The organism is Arthrobacter sp. AB6, assembly GCF_031844545.1.
In the GTDB taxonomy this organism is placed as follows: Bacteria; Actinomycetota; Actinomycetes; order Actinomycetales; family Micrococcaceae; genus Arthrobacter.
In genome coordinates this window covers 1-13,269 of the sequence record NZ_JAUZVL010000002.1, presented here as the reverse complement: position 1 = coordinate 13,269, position 13,269 = coordinate 1, and the positions used below count along the sequence as shown (strand labels likewise).

Genomic DNA, 13,269 nt, shown 5'->3' with positions numbered 1-13,269 from the left:
GCGTCAGGCGCGTCCCTGGAATACAAGCCAGCCGGCAAGCGTGGACAGCCCCGTGAGTAAGGCGCCCCACAGCATGTCCACCACGACCAGCTGCAGCGGCCACACCTTCAGGGTGGCGGCGTTGGTGAGGTCATACGTAGCGTAGGCGAAGGCGCCCACCGCCGCGCCGTAACCCAGGGCAGTGAGCCAGCTGCCGCCGTCGAGGGCAGGCCGAAGGGCGAAAAACACAATCCCGGCGATGTAAATGACATAGAAGGCGACGGCGTAACCTAGATGTGGTTTATCCGCCAGCAGCTCGCCGATATGGCTGCGGTAAAAGGGGTTCATCAGTTTGAGCCAGGCGGCGTCAATCGCGGCGAAGGCGGCGGCGACAACCAGGAACTGCAGTATGACCATAGGGGAGCTTAGCAACATGTACGACGACGGCCCCGGACCCCGCACGCTAACCGTTGTGCGGCAGGAACGGTCGCTGGGTGCGGGCCGTGACCTGGAGCTCGGCCTGGAACTCCTGGCGCGGGTGAAGACGGGGGACATTGGCCCCACGCTCCGGCTTTACCGGCCTGCGCCCACCGTGGCCTTCGGCCAGCGTGACACCCGCTTGCCGGGCTTTGAGGCGGCTGCCCAGGCGTGCAGGGCCAACGGCTTCGAGCCCCTGGTCCGCCGGGCAGGGGGGCGGGCGGCCGCCTACCACGAGGGGGCCCTGGTGGTGGACCACCTTCAACCGGATGCCGATGCGATCGCAGGGTCCAAAACCAGGTTCGGTTTCTTTGGGGAGCTGTTTGCCGAGGTACTGCGCAGCGTCGGCGTGCAGGCGGCCGTGGGCGAGATTCCGGGCGAATACTGCCCCGGTGAGTTCAGCGTGCACGGAACCGATCCGGCTGACGGCGGCCGCCGGGTGAAGCTGGTGGGCACGGCGCAACGCGTTGTGGCCGGCGGTTGGCTTTTCAGTTCCGTCATTGTGGTGGAAAACTCTGCGCCCATCCGCAAAGTGCTGACCGACAGCTATGCCGCCCTGGGGCTGGACTGGAATCCCGCCACGGCAGGTGCGGTGGACGATCTGGTCCCTGGCATGGACGTAGCCGCGGTGGAAAATGCCTTGCTTGCCACCTACGCGGGCCATGCCGTCCTGGAGGCCGCTTCCTTCAGCAGCCTGGGGGCATGACCCGCGCGGTGGCGTTAAAACCTAGGCTGCGAGACGGGTCTTGACCTCGGCTGCGGAAGGGTTCGTGGCTGCGGTGCCGTCCGGGAAGAGGACGGTGGGTACCGTGCGGTTGCCGCCGTTAAGCTGCTCCACGAGTTCGGCCGTGCCTTCCACTTCCTCAATGTTGATCTCGGTGTAGCCGATGCCCTGGGCATCCAGCTGCTTCTTCAGCCGGTTGCAGTAGCCGCACCAGGTAGTGGAAAACATGGTGATGGTGCCGGAGTCGGGAGTGAAGTCCACGGAGCTCTCCTCTGTGTCGATGACGGTTTCGTTCCTGACAACGGTAACGTGGCGGCCTCTATTCCCAGGCAAACCCCGGCCGCAGGCCCTTCATATGTCGCCAATGGCGGTTCAGCAGGAGACGGTGGCGCCTGGAAGGGGTTGCCCGGTCCAGGTGTTCCCTCCCCCGGTGGTGTAGAGTCCCCGGATGTTATAGGGCCTTGCGAACCTTACGCCTGACAGCCTGACGGTGACCGGAGTGAGGTCGTTTTGGGCCCTGTCCACCACGAGCAGCGGCGTCATGCCGTTGGCATCCTGGAAGATTTCGATCCGGAATGCATTGGCGCGGGGAACGTAGCCATAGTTCGTGAAGGTGAGCGTCAGGTCCCTGCCGGTGCAACTCGACGTGGCCGCCGTGCCGACCGGCTGCGCCAGGTAGACAGTTGCTGCGCTCATCTTTCCCGCTGCCTCGGAAGTAAACGCTGCCTGGGCGATTCCTGGCGCGAAGAGCAGTACCGCGGCCGCTGTCAGGACCGCCGCGGACCGGGCGACACCGGAGGGCCTGGCCGCCTCGGTGTCTCGGATGGTGCGCACGGCCTAATCTCCTTTTCAGTGTCCGGGATGGTCTATTCCTGCTTGTACTCGCCGCCGCTCCGGAAGGATGTGGAGCAGCCACAGGCAAGAGCAGGATGTGCGTAACAGCCCTGTTGGTCCAGGCTGCCGTGCCCTCTGCCATTTTTCCGCAGCCGACGGTCATCGAGCACCGTGGGCCGGATCCCCGGCGGCAAGATGTCCATCAGCCGTGCTCTGCGACGGGGAGGAGCTGTTGGCACTGGGTTCCGTCTTCCAGATCGAGAGCAGGACCATGGCGACCAGGACCGCCGGTGCGCCGTACACCAGGCTTTGCAGGAGCACCGGTTCCCGGAGGGCCCGGATGGCCGACCCGAGGTACGGGATGGTGGCGGAGTGGACATGGACCGTGCCGCCCTGCAGGGCGGCGGTCCACGGATCGGCACCGTTGTTTGCGTCGCCCTTGGTGCGGACGGACGTGGTCCCGTCGCCTTTCCTGACAATTTCGATGATGCGGTGGGTTTCTACGCGGTGGTCCTCGACCGGTATCCCATAGGTGATGATGTCCCCGGTTTTGAGGCTGCTGACCGGTTTCGGTACTGATACCACGACGTCACCGGCGTTGATCAGCGGGGCCATGGATCCGGTGAGCATGGTGCTGGTCTGGTACCCCAGGACCCTGGGCCCGACGGCCAGGAACAGGAACGCTGCCACGGCGCCGAGCATCATCAGCGTCGATGCAGCCCTGGCCGTGGGCCGGAGCGCTTTGGCCCAGCGGCCTACGGCCGGTGCAGCGGCGGAGGATGCCGCCGTGGTGGCACAAGGGGGGTCTTGGGTGAAAGCTGCCGTCATGGCGGTGTCCGTTCCAGGTGGTGCCCTCCGCCGCCCACGTCTCAGCAGGCGGCGGAGGACCAGGTTGGTTAGTTGCTGGCGCCGGAGCGCTGCGTTCCGGTGAAGGACAGGTCGATGGCGCTGCTCTTGGCCTGGAAGGTGTTGTCCGCTGCGCCGGGCAGGGACAGGGTTACGCGCAGGTTATCGGTGTTGCCGGCCGCAGTGGAGGTGAGACCGGTCAGCGGGAGGTTGGCACCGATGACCGCGCGGGGGGCCAGGACTTGGGTGATGGTCCCGCCCGCGCAGGTGTAGGTGTAGGCGGGGGCGGTGCCGGCTTCGGTCCACGGAACGGAGCAATTGTCGATCGCGAGCTGCAGGCCCAGGGCCGGGTCGGTGTCCAGCTTGGAGGTGGTGGTGGCCAGCGTTGTCAGTGTGATGCCGGCCAGTGCCTGGTTGCCGGTGGCATTGGTGAGCGTCACGGCGCGCTGCACGGTATCGCCCGGGACCAGGCCGGTGGCGGCGACGCTGAGGCGGTTGGCTGCGCCTGATGCGCCCAGTGTGATTGCAACGGTGCCCGAGGAGACCTCGGTGGAGGCGGAGGTGCTGGAGGTGAATGCACCGTACGTGCCCAGGCCTGCGACGCCGGCGGCGGTGCCGACCAGGGCCAGGGAGGCGACGACTTTACCTGTGGTGGTGTTGAGGCTGAGACCCATGATGACAAACTTCCATTTCTTTGAGGACGGCCCGCCTTCTGCGGTCCGATTGGCTGCCGGCTTCCCCTTCCGACAACGCCAACAATGCCCGCCCCGTATCAAGAAACCTGGTCGGTGATAGTCAAAGTCCCATCAAAAACAAGACCTAACGCTCAAGATTGAATCAAGGCCAGCGTAGCCAGCCCCTTGGCCACATCCACTCCCTTGAGAGAATCCCTGGCATCAATCCGGATGACACCACCTGGCGCCGGTGGCATGCTGGAGCCATGTGTGGACGCTACGTGATGGCCCGTGCCGTGGGGGACCTTTTGGCCGAGTTCGACGCCGAGCTTGAGGGCGAGGTGAGCATTCCGCCGTCGTGGAATGTGGCGCCGACGGATGACGTTCCCATTGTCCTGGAACGCCTGGTGGATGACGGGAGGGCTGCCAGGCAGGTGCGCCAGCTCCATGTTGCCCGGTGGGGGCTGGTCCCGTCCTGGGCCAAGGACCCGGGCATCGGCTCAAGGATGATCAACGCGCGCAGTGAGTCCGTGCTTGAGAAGCCGGCGTTCCGCAAGGCCGCGCAGTCGCGCCGCTGTGCAGTCCCGGCAGATGGATACTACGAATGGAAGCAGGGTCCGGGAAAATCCAAGCAGCCGTACTATGTGCACCCGGGCGGGGGGACGGGCCTGGTCTTCGCAGGGCTCTATGAGTGGTGGAAGGATCCCGCGTGGCCGGCAGGGGAGCCCGGCGGCTGGATGCTCTCCACGTCCATCCTGACCACTGACACGCCGCCGCCGGGCAGTGAGTCGACGGTGTTCGGAAAACTCACCGCCTTGCATGACCGCGTGCCGCTGCCCATGGACAAAGCCACGATGCGGGCATGGCTCGACCCGGCCGCGGACGACGCCGCAGGCCTGGTTGACCTGGTGCGGGCGGGGGTCAAGGACGTGGCGGCGGACTGGCGCGTGGACTCAGTCGGGAAAGAAGTCGGCAACGTCCGGAACAACGGGCCGGAACTCATCCGGCCCGTTGAAGCACTCTTCTAGCAGTCCGGCGCGGACCCGCGGCAAGCGCTAAACGGTGACCGCGCCGTCGTCGTCCACTCTCCAGGTGGGATTGTAGGCAACCTCCCACCGGAAGCCGTCCGGATCGGCGAAGTATCCGCTGTACCCGCCCCACGGCTGGGTGATGGGTTCCGCGATAATGACGGCCCCCGCAGCGGCCGCTTCTTCCATGACACGGTCCACGTCCTCAGTGGACGGAAGGTTGTGGCTAAGCGTGATGCAGGGAACCGGGCCGGGCGGACTGACGCCGGCGTCAGCCTGCATCTGGCGCACGTCCCACAGGGACAGCACCAAACCGTGGTTCACCTGGATGAACACAACATCCTCCGCAAGTTCACGGTGGACCGGCCAGCCAAGGCCGTCCACATAGAACGCGCGGGAGGCGGAAACGCTGCGGACACCTAGTGAGATGAAGTCGACTCTGGGCTGCATGCTTCGATACTGTCAGACGATGGCGACAATTCAAGGAAATGATCGAGATGCTTTGGCCGACAAGGAACAGCTCGCTGCGGTCCGCATTGCTGTTGACGAGGTTGATGACCAGATTGTCACCCTCATCGCCCGCCGGGAACGGCTGATCCGGATTGCCGGAACCCTCAAGGGCGATGACGCCGAAGTCCGTGCGCCCGGGCGCGTGGAACGGATCATTGAGCATGTCCGCTCGGCGGCGGAGAAAAAAGACATCGACCCGGACATCGTGGAGTCCACGTACCGGGCAATGATCTCCGGCTTCATCGAACTGGAAATGCGGGTCCACAAAGGGAACAGCTGAGCTGCCCGCAAGCCCTTGTTCAGAGGTGTTCCTCCACGGGGACGCCGTGCTGGAATTCCCTGCCTTCGGCCTCGCTGAAGGCTGACATGACATGCCCCTTGCCAAGGCCGTTCAAGGCCGCCATGGGGAAGCTGCCCGTAATGGTGCTATCGGAGTGGGTCACGCCGGACAGGTCGTAGTCTTCTTCGACTCCCTGTTCACGGTTGAATGAGTAAAAGGCAATCGCCTCCCCGTTCATGAACTCAATGCATAACCGCCGTTGTGTTGAATAGTCCGGCGTAGCACCTACCAGCCCAACCACGTAAGCACCGGACGCCGGGATGGTGCCGTCTATATTGAACGTGGCCACCACGGTGGAGTCCTGGGTTGAAATGCTTGCCTGCTTTAGAAGTGCGTCTTGGGTGCTCATGGCACCATCCTGCTCCCTGTCGATCGGTCCGTCCACCCTTGCGCGCCATTCTCCTTGTCCTTCCCCGTACCCTTCTTTGCGCACGTTCAGGGCAGGGGTAGACTGGATGTATTCGAACAGGTATTCGAATAAACCAGTTTGGATCCAGGAGGCGCCATGGGCATGTTCAGCCAATCCGTGGACGTCGAGTGCGGCGCTTACGGCGAACCCCTGCGCCTGCTGTGGGCAGGACGTTCCTATGCTGTTTGTGCTGAACCGGTGCGCTGGTACGAACGCCGGCAATGGTGGGCGGAAGAAAGCCGCGCTCCGCTTGGCAGTGGACCCGGACTGGTGGACCACGAAATCTGGCGGGTCCAGGTGCGGCCTGACCCCCCTGTCCTTGGAGCCCTTGAGCCGGAAGAAACTTTGACGCTTGACCTCACCAGGCATATCCAAAGCGGCCGCTGGCGGCTGCTGCGCATCCATGACGCACTCCGGCCAAGGACAGCATGAGCTTCACCCATCTTCACGTCTCCACTGCCTTCAGTGCGCACTACGGCGTCTCCTGGCCTGAGGAACTGGCACAGGCCGCCGCCGCTGACGGTGCAACAGCCCTTGCCTGCACTGACCGTGACGGTTTGTACGGAACCATCAAACACCTCAAGGCATGCATGGGAGCGGGCATTGATCCCATTGTGGGTGTTGACCTTGCGGTATTTGACGACGACGATCACCGCACCCAGCTTGCCGGCAGGGTGGTGGTGCTGGCTCGGGGCAACAACAACGGGGCGGGCTACCGCGCGCTCTGCAGGCTGATATCAGATGCCCATGCCCGTACCTCCGGGAAATCCGGGGGAACGGTTCCAGTTGCCGTGACCAGGGCGGAACTTGCTTCCCGAACCCTCGATCCCCAAACCCTGAAACCGGTGTTGACTGTCCTGATCGGGCCAGATTCCGACGTCGGCCGGGCCATGGGCGGGCGGCGCTACCTTCGCCCGCGCACCTTGTTCATGCAATGGCTGGACGCAATGCCCGCAGGCACTTTGGTTGCCGAGATAGTCTCCCAGCTCAGCGCACCCGGAAAGCCCTTGAGTACAGCCCATGCTGTCCGCATGCTCAAGCTGGCAGAAGAGCATCATGTTCCTGCAATCCTGACAAACGCCGTCCGGTACTGCGCTGCAGACGGAGCACCCACCGCGGATGTGCTCGACTCAGCACGCACCCTGAAATCCCTGCCGGAACTCGCGGAAGAGCCCCTGCTGCAGCCAACAGGCCAAGGCTGGCTTAAATCCTCCGCGGAGATGCTCCGCCTGGGCAAGGAGATCATTTCTGCGGCAGGCTATGGCGCAGCGGACCTCAAGCAACTGATGAAGCAGACCGAGGCGCTGGCGGACCTTTGCAGGATTGATCCGGTCACGGACATGGGGTGGAAGCAGCCCGTGGTGCCGGAAGCTTCAGTGATCGGGATCAGCCAGGATCCGCATCTTGAACTCGTCCAGCGGTGCCAGGCTGGAATCACCAGGCGGTTCCCGGGAATTACTGGTACTGCCGGACAAAGGATGCGCTCCCGGCTCGATCACGAACTGGGCATCATCCGCAACCTTGGCTTCTCCTCCTATTTCCTGACGGTTGCCGAGGTGTCCCGCATGATCCAGGAAATGGGAGTGCGGGCAGCAGCCCGTGGATCCGGCGCCTCAAGCCTGGTCAATTACCTGATCGACGTCAGCCAGGTGAACCCCCTGCAGCATGACCTGATTTTCGAACGCTTCCTGTCGCAGGACCGGGCAACACTTCCGGATATTGATATCGACGTTGAAAGCGCGGAGCGGCACAACGTCTACCACCGGATTTTTCAGCGCTTTGGTACCGAGCGGGTCACCCTGATGAGCATGCAGAATGGCTACCGGGCCAGGGGTGCAGTGCGGGACGCCGGCATGGCGCTGGGCATGGACGACGACGAGGTGGGGGAGATTGCAAAGCAGCTGTGGCGCTTTTCTGCCCGCAACTTCCGTGAAGCACTCCAGGAAAAACCTGAACTTCGGGAGTTCGCCGGCCGGGTGGAACAGCGGGACCTGGATGGAAACCAGCAACTTGATCTGTTGGTGGACCTGACGGAACGCCTTGACAGGCTGCCCCGGCATATCTCCATGCATCCCTGCGGCGTGATCCTTGGCGACGCAACCCTGCTTGACCGCACTCCTGTGCAGCCCAGCGGACTTGGCCTCCCCATGAGCCAGTTCGATAAACACGACATGGATCCCATGGGCATGCTCAAGCTTGATGTCCTTGGGGTCCGGATGCAAAGCGCCATGGCTTTTGCCGTGCGGGAAGTCATCCGTATCCACCCCTCCAAGGAAGAAGTGGTGGCAGCCGGAAAGCATTCACCTGGTCCGGACGGTGCCGGTCCCGACTACATTGCGGACAACGGACGCATCGACCTCAATGCCGTCCCGCTGGATGATGAAGCCACCTTTGAACTGATCAGGAGCACCCACACCCTGGGCTGCTTCCAGATTGAATCGCCCGGGCAGCGTGAGCTCATCGGCAAGATGGCACCCCGGGAATTCAACGACCTCATCATCGATATCTCACTGTTCCGCCCCGGCCCCATGAAATCGGACATGGTTCGGCCCTTCCTTGAGCACCGGCATGGTTTCGCCCCCGAGGTGTACCCCCATCCGGACCTGAAACCGGTCCTCGCGGAGACCCACGGCGTCACCGTTTTCCACGAACAGATCCTGAAGACCTTCGACGTCATGACAGGCTGCGGACTTGCACGGGCGGACGAGTTCCGCCGTGCATTGGGCAACGACGCCCTTGAGCCGGGCGTGGAGGAGTTCTTCCGCAAAGCGGCTAGGGAAAGGGGCTACGCACCCGCTGTGGTGGACAACGTCTGGGGGACCTTGAAAGCCTTCGGAAGCTTCGGATTCTGCAAGGCGCATGGTGCTGCCTTTGCCGTCCCCACATACCAGTCTGCCTGGCTGAAAGCTCACCATCCCGAAGCATTCCTTGCCGGGCTGTGGGAACACGATCCCGGGATGTACCCCAAAAGGCTGCTGGTAGCGGAAGCCCGGCGCCTGGGGATCCCGATCCTCCCGTTGGACATCAACCGAAGCAAGGCGGAGTACCGGGTGGAACGGGTAGGGCAAGGCCCGGATGAAGGAAAACTGGGAATCAGGCTAAGCCTGAACGGCATTTACGGATTGTCCGCAACAGAACTTAAGCGGATCGTCGCCGGCCAGCCCTTCGACTCCCTCGCTGACCTGAGGGCACGGTCAAGGATCAGCAAGCCCGGCATCAAAAGGCTGGCCCAGCTGGGCGCTTTTGATTCCCTTCACCGGGAGGCAGGCGGCAATGCAAACCGTGCGGACCTTGTCCAACATCTGCAAAAACTCCAAGGTTCCGGCAGTGGACGGAAAGGAGTGGAGGTTATCGAGGGGCAGCTCTCCCTGCCTTTGGGGGATGTTGAGCTGCGCAACGTCAAGCCGGGGCTGCCGGCGCCAACCTTGGTGGAGAATGTGCGGGCCGAACTCGACCTTATGGCTGTTGATGTCAGCAGCCACCTGATGGACAGCCACCGGCCGATGCTCAACAGGCTGGGAGTCACCACGGCGGATAAGCTCCTCGGACTGCGGAACGGGACGGAAGTGCTGGTGGCCGGGGTTCGCGTGGCAACCCAGACGCCGCCCATGCGGGGCGGCCGGCGGGTAGTTTTCATCAGCATCGACGACGGCACCGGCTGCATAGATTCGGTCTTCTTCCATGAAGCCCAGGAAAAGGCAGGAATGCTCCTCTTTGGAACCCGGCTGCTCCTGATCCGTGGCACCACCAGGCGGACCGGCCCGCGGGGAATAAGCCTGAGCGCGAGCATGGCCTGGGACCTGAGCCGCACCGAAACCTTGCCGTTCCAGGGTTCCCAGGCGCAGGAACCGGAGGCCCGGCACCCCCTGGACGGAATCACCCGCACCCTCGCCATCACGGGATTCAGCGGCTGATCCTCGGGTGCGCCGCGTTGGTCGGGCCTGAGCGGAACCGATAGCATTGACGATGGCTGGCTGTGGTCCCCGTATGCCACAAGCTATGAAGCCTTAACTTTGAATAGGAGACACCCGTGTCAGATGCCCAGCAGATCACCCTTCTCGTCGATGGCGAAGAGACCAAGGTGACTACCGGGACAACCGGTGCGGAACTCTTCTTTGAGCGCCGTGATGTTGTTGTTGCCCGCGTCAATGGCGAGCTTAAGGACCTGGACCAGGAGCTGCCTGAAGGCGCTGACGTCGAGGGCGTAACCATCGATTCCCCGGACGGGCTCAACGTCCTCCGCCACTCCACCGCCCACGTCATGGCACAGGCCGTCCAGCAGTTGCGGCCGGACGCCAAACTGGGCATCGGCCCGTACATCACCGACGGCTTCTACTTCGATTTCGATGTTGCCGAGCCGTTCACTCCCGAGGACCTCAAGACCCTCGAAAAGATGATGCAGAAGATCATCAACCAGAACCAGAAGTTCGTCCGCCGCGTGGTCAACGAGGACGAGGCCCGCGAAGCGATGAAGGACGAGCCCTACAAGCTTGAACTCCTTGGCAAGAAGAATGAAGCCGCAGAGGCCGGCGAGGGCGTCAACGTTGAGGTCGGCGCCGGCGACATCACCATCTACGACAATGTGGAGCGCAAGGACGGGACCACCGTCTGGTGCGACCTTTGCCGCGGGCCGCACCTGCCCAACACCAAGCTGATCTCCAATGCCTTCGCCCTCACCCGTTCGTCCTCCGCCTACTGGCTGGGCAACCAGAAGAACCAGCAGCTGCAGCGGATCTACGGCACTGCGTGGCCCACCAAGGACGCGCTCAAGGCCTACCAGGAGCGCATCGCCGAGGCCGAACGCCGGGACCACCGCAAGCTCGGCTCTGAACTGGACCTGTTCTCCTTCCCGGACGAACTCGGCTCGGGCCTTCCGGTCTTCCACCCCAAGGGCGGCATCATCCGCAAGGAGATGGAGGACTACTCCCGGCAGCGCCATGTTGAGGCCGGCTATGAGTTCGTGTACACGCCGCATATCACCAAGGGCCACCTGTACGAGGTCTCGGGCCACCTGGACTGGTACAAGGACGGCATGTTCCCGGCCATGCATGTGGACGCCGAACTCAATGAAGACGGCACCGTCCGCAAACCCGGCCAGGACTACTACCTCAAGCCGATGAACTGCCCCATGCACAACCTGGTCTTCCGGTCCCGCGGCCGCTCCTACCGTGAGCTGCCCCTGCGGCTGTTCGAATTCGGGTCCGTGTACCGGTACGAGAAGTCCGGCGTGGTGCACGGGCTGACCCGGGTCCGCGGCATGACACAGGACGACGCCCACATCTACTGCACCCGCGAGCAGATGAAGGGTGAGCTCACCAAGACCCTGACGTTCGTGCTCGACCTGCTCAAGGACTACGGCCTGAACGACTTCTACCTGGAGCTTTCCACCAAGGATCCGGAGAAGTTCGTCGGTGACGACGCCGCCTGGGAGGAAGCCACCCGGACCCTCGCCGAAGTGGCCGAGGAATCAGGCCTGGAACTTGTCGCTGATCCGGGCGGGGCCGCGTTCTACGGCCCCAAGATCTCCGTGCAGGCGAAGGACGCCCTGGGCCGGACCTGGCAGATGTCCACCATCCAGCTGGACTTCAACCTGCCGGAACGGTTCGAACTGGAATTCCAGGCGGCAGACGGCACGCGCCAGCGGCCCGTTATGATCCACCGCGCCCTGTTCGGATCGATTGAGCGGTTCATGGGAGTGCTCACCGAGCATTACGCCGGCGCCTTCCCCGCCTGGCTGGCCCCGGTGCAGGTGGTGGGCATCCCGGTGGCGGAAACGTTCAACGAATACATGTTCGACGTCGTCGACCAGCTCAAGGCCGCAGGCATCCGTGCCGAGGTGGACACCTCCTCGGACCGGTTCCCGAAGAAGATCCGCACCGCCAGCAAGGACAAGATCCCGTTCGTGCTGATCGCCGGCGGGGATGACGCCGAGGCAGGCGCAGTCTCGTTCCGCTTCCGGGACGGAAGCCAGGACAACGGCGTGCCCGTGGCAGAGGCAGTCAAGCGGATCACGGAAGCCGTCCGTAACCGGACCAGCTAGCGGAAACGGAACAGCACGGTGCAGGAGAACACAGGCGCAGGGTATCCAGGCGATGCCGGCGTTACCGACGACTTTGACCTCGCCGGTGTCCCGGACGCCTTCCAGCGCCTGTGGACTCCGCACCGCATGGCCTACATCAAAGGCGGGCAGCACCAGTTCAAGAATGAGAACGACTGCCCGTTCTGCATTGGCCCCGGCCGGACAGACGAGGAAGCCCTCATCGTCCACCGCGGAAAGACGTGCTACGTGGTGCTGAACCTTTTTCCCTATAACCCCGGCCATCTCCTGGTGTGCCCCTACCGCCACATTCCGGACTACACCGACCTGACCCTCGACGAGACCGCCGAGTTCGCGGAGCTCACCCAGACCGCCATGAAAGTCCTGCGGAAAGTGGCCAACCCGGGAGGATTCAACCTCGGCATGAACCAGGGCGTCGTGGGCGGCGCCGGAATCGCGGCGCACCTCCACCAGCACATCGTTCCCCGCTGGGGCGGTGACGGGAATTTCTTCCCGATCATCGCCCAGACCAAGGCCATCACGCAGACCCTCGACGAGGTCCGCCAGCAGGTGGCCGACGCCTGGCCCGGGGAGACGGATGCTGAATAGGCACGCCCGCGGTTTCTTCACCGCGCTGTTCACCCCGCTTGCCCGCTGGCTCCTCAAGATCGGTGTTTCGCCGGACGCCGTAACCGTCATCGGCACCGCCGGTGTCGTGGTGGGTGCCCTGGTCTTTTATCCGCTCGGCCAGCTTTGGTGGGGGACCTTGTTCATCACCGCGTTTATCTTCTCCGATGTCCTGGACGGCATCATGGCCAGGATGCGGGAGGTGGGCAGCCGGTGGGGCAACTTCCTCGACTCCACGCTCGACCGGATAGCCGACGGCGCCCTGTTCGCCGGCCTGGCCGTGTGGTTTTTCACCGGCGGGGCGAACATTCCCATTGCAGTGGCAGCCACGGTCTGCCTGGTCCTTGGCATGGTGGTTTCGTATGCCAGGGCGAAAGCCGAATCGCTGGGCTTCACGGCCAACACCGGGATCGCGGAGCGGGCCGAGCGCCTGGTATCGGTGCTGGTTGTCACCGGCTTCACGGGCCTGGGGCTTCCGGAGGTGGTGCTGCTGGTGACGCTCCTTCTGCTGGCCATCGCGAGTTTCATCACGGTGGTGCAGCGAGTACTATCCGTCCGGCGCCAGTCCCTCGCCGAGCCGTCGCCTGCTGATTAAGGCGAATTAAGCCTGCTGGCTGCGGTGAGACTAGTATTAGGACTGCCCGGTCAATGGATCCGGCAACCCGGTGAGTGTACATCGGCATCTCCGTGCCGCCCTGCACCCCGGCGAAGGTCATCTATCTACCCATAGGGGTTTTTGTGTCTACACCTGATGTAAGCAGCGAAGCCGGTTCGTCCGCGAACA

Annotated in this window: 15 protein-coding genes; 8 read left to right on the top strand and 7 right to left on the bottom strand. The window is 63.5% G+C overall.

Annotated features, from left to right (window positions below; all coding sequences use genetic code 11):
- Window positions 1–3: 3 nt before the first annotated feature.
- Entirely contained in the window at window positions 4–396 is a 393-nt protein-coding gene (locus Q9R30_RS01430; RefSeq protein WP_104998102.1) for a DUF2177 family protein, read from the bottom strand.
- Between Q9R30_RS01430 and Q9R30_RS01425 the strand changes: the two genes are divergently transcribed.
- The gene (locus Q9R30_RS01425; protein WP_396136682.1) at window positions 389–1,162 is read left to right on the top strand and encodes a biotin/lipoate A/B protein ligase family protein; all 774 of its coding nucleotides are present in this window, start codon (window positions 389–391) and stop codon (window positions 1,160–1,162) included. The genes Q9R30_RS01430 and Q9R30_RS01425 overlap by 8 nt on opposite strands.
- Window positions 1,163–1,183: 21 nt before the next feature.
- On the opposite strand, the gene Q9R30_RS01420 is transcribed toward Q9R30_RS01425, so the two are convergent.
- The 4 genes from Q9R30_RS01420 to Q9R30_RS01405 form a co-directional block, all read right to left on the bottom strand.
- Window positions 1,184–1,441 (bottom strand): mycoredoxin, encoded by a 258-nt coding sequence (locus Q9R30_RS01420; protein ID WP_104998100.1) that lies wholly within the window; start codon window positions 1,439–1,441, stop codon window positions 1,184–1,186.
- Window positions 1,442–1,552: 111 nt separating this feature from the next.
- Window positions 1,553–2,014 (bottom strand): hypothetical protein, encoded by a 462-nt coding sequence (locus tag Q9R30_RS01415; protein WP_104998099.1) that lies wholly within the window; start codon window positions 2,012–2,014, stop codon window positions 1,553–1,555.
- Window positions 2,015–2,173: 159 nt separating this feature from the next.
- Complete coding sequence (locus Q9R30_RS01410) at window positions 2,174–2,842, bottom strand: signal peptidase I (protein ID WP_311216552.1); 669 nt, start codon at window positions 2,840–2,842, stop codon at window positions 2,174–2,176.
- A gap of 68 nt (window positions 2,843–2,910) precedes the next feature.
- The gene (locus Q9R30_RS01405) at window positions 2,911–3,534 is read right to left on the bottom strand and encodes a hypothetical protein (protein WP_311216551.1); all 624 of its coding nucleotides are present in this window, start codon (window positions 3,532–3,534) and stop codon (window positions 2,911–2,913) included.
- A gap of 266 nt (window positions 3,535–3,800) precedes the next feature.
- Here Q9R30_RS01405 and Q9R30_RS01400 point away from each other — a divergent pair, with 266 nt between their 5' ends.
- Window positions 3,801–4,562, top strand: a complete 762-nt coding sequence (locus Q9R30_RS01400; protein ID WP_104998096.1) for an SOS response-associated peptidase — start codon at window positions 3,801–3,803, stop codon at window positions 4,560–4,562.
- A 27-nt stretch (window positions 4,563–4,589) separates the two neighbouring features.
- Here the strand turns inward: Q9R30_RS01400 and Q9R30_RS01395 are convergent, their stop codons facing one another.
- The gene (locus Q9R30_RS01395) at window positions 4,590–5,012 is read right to left on the bottom strand and encodes a VOC family protein (protein ID WP_104998095.1); all 423 of its coding nucleotides are present in this window, start codon (window positions 5,010–5,012) and stop codon (window positions 4,590–4,592) included.
- A 19-nt stretch (window positions 5,013–5,031) separates the two neighbouring features.
- On the opposite strand from Q9R30_RS01395, the gene Q9R30_RS01390 reads away from it, so the two are divergent.
- Entirely contained in the window at window positions 5,032–5,352 is a 321-nt protein-coding gene (locus tag Q9R30_RS01390; protein ID WP_104998094.1) for a chorismate mutase, read from the top strand.
- Between the two features lie 19 nt (window positions 5,353–5,371).
- On the opposite strand, the gene Q9R30_RS01385 is transcribed toward Q9R30_RS01390, so the two are convergent.
- Complete coding sequence (locus Q9R30_RS01385) at window positions 5,372–5,761, bottom strand: hypothetical protein (protein ID WP_311216550.1); 390 nt, start codon at window positions 5,759–5,761, stop codon at window positions 5,372–5,374.
- Between the two features lie 156 nt (window positions 5,762–5,917).
- Between Q9R30_RS01385 and Q9R30_RS01380 the strand changes: the two genes are divergently transcribed.
- The 5 genes from Q9R30_RS01380 to pgsA all read left to right on the top strand — a co-directional run bounded on the left by Q9R30_RS01380 (window position 5,918) and on the right by pgsA (window position 13,080).
- Entirely contained in the window at window positions 5,918–6,253 is a 336-nt protein-coding gene (locus Q9R30_RS01380) for a DUF6504 family protein (RefSeq protein ID WP_104998092.1), read from the top strand.
- Window positions 6,250–9,735, top strand: coding sequence for a DNA polymerase III subunit alpha (locus Q9R30_RS01375; RefSeq protein WP_311216549.1), 3,486 nt, complete (start codon window positions 6,250–6,252; stop codon window positions 9,733–9,735). The genes Q9R30_RS01380 and Q9R30_RS01375 overlap by 4 nt, the downstream gene beginning before the upstream one ends.
- Before the next feature lie 116 nt (window positions 9,736–9,851).
- Window positions 9,852–11,861, top strand: a complete 2,010-nt coding sequence (gene thrS, locus Q9R30_RS01370; protein ID WP_104998090.1) for a threonine--tRNA ligase — start codon at window positions 9,852–9,854, stop codon at window positions 11,859–11,861.
- 18 nt (window positions 11,862–11,879) lie between these two features.
- On the top strand, window positions 11,880–12,467 hold the full coding sequence (locus Q9R30_RS01365) for an HIT domain-containing protein (protein ID WP_104998089.1): 588 nt from the start codon (window positions 11,880–11,882) through the stop codon (window positions 12,465–12,467).
- Complete coding sequence (pgsA, locus tag Q9R30_RS01360; protein ID WP_104998088.1) at window positions 12,457–13,080, top strand: phosphatidylinositol phosphate synthase; 624 nt, start codon at window positions 12,457–12,459, stop codon at window positions 13,078–13,080. Before Q9R30_RS01365 ends, pgsA begins: the two co-directional genes overlap by 11 nt.
- Window positions 13,081–13,269: the final 189 nt, after the last annotated feature.

Bases quoted from the DNA above. Each gene is read 5' to 3' on its own strand.
- Q9R30_RS01425 (WP_396136682.1), top strand. From the start codon at position 389: ATGACCATAGGGGAGCTTAGCAACATGTACGACGACGGCCCCGGACCC.
- Q9R30_RS01430 (WP_104998102.1), bottom strand. From the start codon at position 396: ATGGTCATACTGCAGTTCCTGGTTGTCGCCGCCGCCTTCGCCGCGATT.
- Q9R30_RS01410 (WP_311216552.1), bottom strand. From the start codon at position 2,842: ATGACGGCAGCTTTCACCCAAGACCCCCCTTGTGCCACCACGGCGGCA.
- Q9R30_RS01405 (WP_311216551.1), bottom strand. From the start codon at position 3,534: ATGGGTCTCAGCCTCAACACCACCACAGGTAAAGTCGTCGCCTCCCTG.
- Q9R30_RS01400 (WP_104998096.1), top strand. From the start codon at position 3,801: ATGTGTGGACGCTACGTGATGGCCCGTGCCGTGGGGGACCTTTTGGCC.
- Q9R30_RS01395 (WP_104998095.1), bottom strand. From the start codon at position 5,012: ATGCAGCCCAGAGTCGACTTCATCTCACTAGGTGTCCGCAGCGTTTCC.
- Q9R30_RS01390 (WP_104998094.1), top strand. From the start codon at position 5,032: ATGGCGACAATTCAAGGAAATGATCGAGATGCTTTGGCCGACAAGGAA.
- Q9R30_RS01385 (WP_311216550.1), bottom strand. From the start codon at position 5,761: ATGAGCACCCAAGACGCACTTCTAAAGCAGGCAAGCATTTCAACCCAG.
- Q9R30_RS01380 (WP_104998092.1), top strand. From the start codon at position 5,918: ATGGGCATGTTCAGCCAATCCGTGGACGTCGAGTGCGGCGCTTACGGC.
- Q9R30_RS01375 (WP_311216549.1), top strand. From the start codon at position 6,250: ATGAGCTTCACCCATCTTCACGTCTCCACTGCCTTCAGTGCGCACTAC.
- pgsA (WP_104998088.1), top strand. From the start codon at position 12,457: ATGCTGAATAGGCACGCCCGCGGTTTCTTCACCGCGCTGTTCACCCCG.